We start from the raw sequence: 4,711 nt of genomic DNA on the forward strand, positions 1-4,711 counted from the left end.
CTATGCCAGAGAAAACAGCGCTGAAATCAATGCAAGATGGTGAAGTATATAATTTAACTGCTTTTAACATGTGTGCACATAACGGCACACATATCGATGCACCATTTCATTTTATTAAAGATGGAAAAACGGTTGATGAGATTTGTTTAGAGGCATTTGTGGGATTGGCTTATGTGGCAGAGCAGCATGGGATTGTCACGGGTGACAATGCTTCCCGGATACTTGAAAAAGCAAAAAAACGGAACCCAGAAGCGGCAAAGAGAATTATAATTAAAGGAAATGTTGAAGTGTCATTAGAGGCTGCAAAGGTATTTGCCTCTTCAAATATTTTACTTCTGGGAAATGAGTCTCAGACAATCGGACCGCAAAACGCGCCAATGGCAGTCCATCTTACGCTTCTGGGAGCTAATGTTACCTTGCTTGAAGGAATCCGTTTGTCAGAGGTATCTGAAGGTGTTTATTTTCTAAATGCTGCCCCGTTGAATTTATCGGGTGCAGATGGTTCTCCTTGTAGAGCTTTGCTGATGGACTTCTATCGCTAAGTCGCGATGTATGAATCTGTTAAGTAAACGAAATTCCAATTTGTTGAAGATGATGGATTTGTAAGTATATTGCAAATAATACAAAAGAAAAACTTATAGCATAAAATACTAAAAAATAGAATAAAGTTTTTGCTCTTTAGTGCAAAAACTTTATTTTTTGATAAGTTTATGCTATTCTTGTAACGAGGAGAAATGTTATGCTGAAAAAAAGTGAATTAAAAAGAAGAGATTCTTATTTGAATAAGTTGATTGCATTTCGTGACACTGAACCTATTAAGGTAATTACTGGCATTAGACGTTGTGGGAAGTCGAGCCTTTTAAAACTAATGGTTAACTATCTAAAAGATTCTGGTGTTGATGAATCTCAAATTATCGAAATGAATTTTGAATCTTTTGAATTTAGAAGAATGACTGTTGAAGACTTTTATTTTTTTGTAAAAGGTAGAGTCATTGCAAATAAGAAAATGTACCTGTTTTTCGATGAACTCCAAAGACTTGATGGATGGGAAGATGCTGTTAATTCATTTCGAGTTGATTTTGATTGTGATATTTATATTACTGGATCAAATGCTTATTTGCTTTCATCAGAATATTCAACTTATTTGTCTGGGCGTTATGTGGAAATTAAGATGTTTCCGTTGTCCTTTCAAGAGTTTATTGATTTCTATGATTTTAAAATGATAGAAGTAAATACATTATTTGGCAACATGAAAAAGCAAATTGTTGATAAAAATGATGTTCATTATGATTTGACTGAAATATTCGATGCTTATATGAATTTTGGTGGAATGCCAGGGATTTCAGATGTTGGACTTGATATTGATAAAGCTTTGATTTTTTTGGACGGAATATATTCAACAGTTGTAGTGCGAGACATTCTTGAAAGGGAGAAGCGCAAAGGTCAAAAACTAATCACTGATCCAATTCTGTTGAATAAAATAATTCTCTATTTAGCAGACAACATTGGTAGCAATATATCTGTTTCTACAATTGGTAATATTTTAGTGAATGAAGGTTTATTAAATGATGAGGGGCGTAAAGGAACGCCAAGTGCACATACTGTTCAATCCTACGTCAATGCATTAAAAGAATCATATTTTTTCTATGAAATCAAACGATTCGATATTAAAGGGAAGGAATATCTGAGAACATTAGGGAAGTATTACATTGTTGATGTTGGACTAAGAAACTATTTATTAGGTTACAGAAATCGTGATTTAGGACATTCATTAGAGAACATTGTTTTCTTTGAATTAATTAGAAGGGGATATGATGTTGCGATTGGAAAGGTGGATAATCTAGAAATTGATTTTATTGCTACTAAGAAAGATGAGAAAGTATATTTACAAGTGACACAATCTATGGTTGATGAGAATGTAAAAAATAGAGAACTTCATCCTTTGATCAAAGTCAATGATAATCATGAAAAGATCGTGTTGTCACTAGATGTAGGGACTTCCAATTACGAAGGTATAAAAATAATAAATATCATAGATTGGCTGGTTTCTCAATAGCCTAGATTTTAAGGCTAACAAGAAAAAGGATAATTAGTAAAGCTTTCAGATAAACAAAGAAATGTTTAAGACACGTTATATTAACATAGCGTGTTTTATTTTGGCTATCAATGGTCATTTTTTAAAAGATAAGGTGTTCTCACAAGAGTGAAGACTGCTTTATAGGGCATTCTTATATGGTTTAGAGGTCAAAAAGAAAACTAAAAAGGATGCGCACCAAAAATGGCTTAAAATCAGCATTTTTAAGCAAGTTGGTTCGTATCCAAGTACCCCAGTGAAATGATGAAAAATGAATGATGACCTGATTTAGAAATAAGTCAGGTCATTTTTTTCATTAAATACATTAATTGTCTTGGAAAATAGAATACAAAAATCAATTGTTAATGAACTGGTTTGTTTCTGAACTTAAATTCCATAAAATGTTTTGTGCTTCTGCAATTGATATTGTATCTTGATGATACAGCAACCAGTTTTTTATAAAATTAATTCCGCCAGCTACATAATAATCAATCATTAAGATTTTATCTGGGCAGATATGCGTTTCTTGATGTTTTGCGTTAATCAGTTCAAGGAAAAGTTTTTTATATCGATGCGATATTTGTGTGTTGAAATTGATTTCGTTATCTCTGGAAAACAATATTTTCAGTAAATCAGAGTTATTTTGTATATATTCAAAATAATGGATATAGACAAATCTTAAATCATCGATGTTCTTCGAATCAAAAGGTTGTTGGCTGCTTTTTTGGATAGAAAATACATTTTCAATCTGTTCATTAACGATTGTATGTAATAATTCATCTTTGTTAAGATAATGTGCATAAAAAGTATTCTTGCTTATGCAGAGAGTTGAACACAAATGATTGATAGAAATATCGTTGTAATTTGTAGTTCTCAATAATTCAATGAAACCTTCGCGAATAAGTTGTTCGCATTTGATGAATCTTTTATCATTTCTATTCATGTTGTTCTCCTGATCAGTAATCAACTTATTGTACTTTAAGTACATTATAGTACTTTGGTAAAGTGTACTCAAGCTTTAAAATAAAAGAACGGAGGAATAGAAAATGAAAAAATTTTTATGTGTACTGATGGCATTCATGCTTATTTTGTGTGGATGCTCAACGACGACAGAACAGCCAAAAGATGATGAAAAAGCTCCACTTTTAATAGCTGGAACTTATCAGGGAACTGCGGCTGGATTCCATGGTGACATCACAGTTGAAGTAACTGTTGATGACACAAGCATTGTTTCAGTGAAGGTTGTAGATCACCATGAAACTGACTATGTAACCGATTTAGCAATCAATGACTTGCCAAACGATGTTGTTGAACATCAATCAATCGCTGTTGATCTTTATTCAGGTGCAACTGTTTCTTCAGCTGCTGTGTTAAGAGCTACAAAAACTGCTCTGGAACAAGCAGGTGATGTGACACCGTTTAATGTGAAGCCTGGAAAAGCTGCAGTAACTGAAGAAACGCTGGATACAGATGTTGTCGTAGTTGGTGGAGGACTTGCTGGTCTATCTGCTGCAATTACAGCTGCTGAAAATGGAGCAAAGGTTGTTCTTGTAGAAAAATTGGATCGTATGGGTGGATCTTCTGTGTTATCTGCAGGTATTATCAAAGCAACAGGTTCTAATGTAAACAAAGAACTCGATAACAACCCTGAAGGTCTGTACAATTTCTGGATGACTCGTTCCAATAACACCGCTGATGAAGAAATTACTCGTAAAGCGGCTAATGAAAGCGGCAATACAATCAATAAGCTGATGGAATGGGGAGTTATGTTCTCAAGTGCTGTAACTGGTGCTATTTTGGATGATGCTTTGCAGCTTCATTATACAACGGATGCAAATGCAAATGATGCAGCAACTGATGCAACTGATTTGATTGCACCACTGGTTGATAAAGCAATTGAAGCTGGTGTATCAATTTATACTGGGACACAGGCAACTGAATTATTGACTAGCGGAGATGCTGTAACAGGTGTAAAAGCTTCTAGTGATGAAAAGAATTATACAATCAATGCAAAATCTGTCATTCTTACAACAGGTGGCTTCGACCAGAGCGAAGAAATGATGGAATTATATGCACCTGAAATGGTAAAGACATTCTCATTTGCAGCACCAGGAAACAAGGGTGATGGCATCAAGCTTGGTCAGTCTGTCAATGCAATGACAAAATTCACTGGTGGAGTTATTGGATTCAGAGTGATTGATAAAACTGCACACTTCACTTCAGGATTGAATGTTTTAGGATGGGTTGGACAGCTTGTTATCAGTGATCAAGGAACACGTATTGGTGATGTGAATGCTGACTATCCAATCTACAACACAAACTTTATCAATGCACAGAAAGCTGGAGCTAAGAGTTTCTTTATTGTTGTAGATGGAGTCAATCCATTTGCAGCTTTGGCAGAAGAAGCTGTTTCAAGAAATCTTGGATTTAAGGCAGATACTCTTGAAGACTTGGCTGCAGTAGCTGGAATTAATGCAGAAGCCTTAGTAAATACTGTAGCAGATGTGAATGCTTTAGTTGATGCAGGTGAAGCTGATGAATATGGTGCAACTTTGACTGCAATCAAAGAAGGTCCTTTCTATGCAGTAAAGATTGAACCAGCAACTTTGGGATCTATTGGTGGTCTTGTAACTGATG

General features: G+C 34.7%; 4 protein-coding genes. 3 read left to right on the forward strand and 1 reads right to left on the reverse strand.

Translation table 11 applies throughout. The features are described from left to right. Together ACKI2P_RS07515 and ACKI2P_RS07520 are read left to right on the forward strand one after the other, a co-directional pair. Positions 1 to 542, forward strand: a 542-nt coding sequence (locus ACKI2P_RS07515) for a cyclase family protein (RefSeq protein WP_407376462.1), incomplete at its 5' end; no start/stop codon positions are given. 197 nt (positions 543 to 739) lie between these two features. Then, positions 740 to 2,056 carry an ATP-binding protein gene (locus ACKI2P_RS07520; protein WP_407376464.1) on the forward strand — a complete coding sequence of 439 codons (1,317 nt, stop codon included), beginning with the start codon at positions 740 to 742 and terminating at the stop codon, positions 2,054 to 2,056. 373 nt (positions 2,057 to 2,429) lie between these two features. Here ACKI2P_RS07520 and ACKI2P_RS07525 read toward each other — a convergent pair whose 3' ends face one another. Continuing rightward, positions 2,430 to 3,017, reverse strand: coding sequence for a TetR/AcrR family transcriptional regulator (locus ACKI2P_RS07525; protein ID WP_407376466.1), 588 nt, complete (start codon positions 3,015 to 3,017; stop codon positions 2,430 to 2,432). Between the two features lie 103 nt (positions 3,018 to 3,120). On the opposite strand from ACKI2P_RS07525, the gene ACKI2P_RS07530 reads away from it, so the two are divergent. Continuing rightward, the coding region (locus tag ACKI2P_RS07530; protein ID WP_407376469.1) for an FAD-dependent oxidoreductase at positions 3,121 to 4,711 on the forward strand (1,591 nt) is incomplete at its 3' end.

It is taken from the genome of Methanobrevibacter sp. (assembly GCF_045541095.1).
Taxonomy (GTDB): domain Archaea; phylum Methanobacteriota; class Methanobacteria; order Methanobacteriales; family Methanobacteriaceae; genus Methanocatella.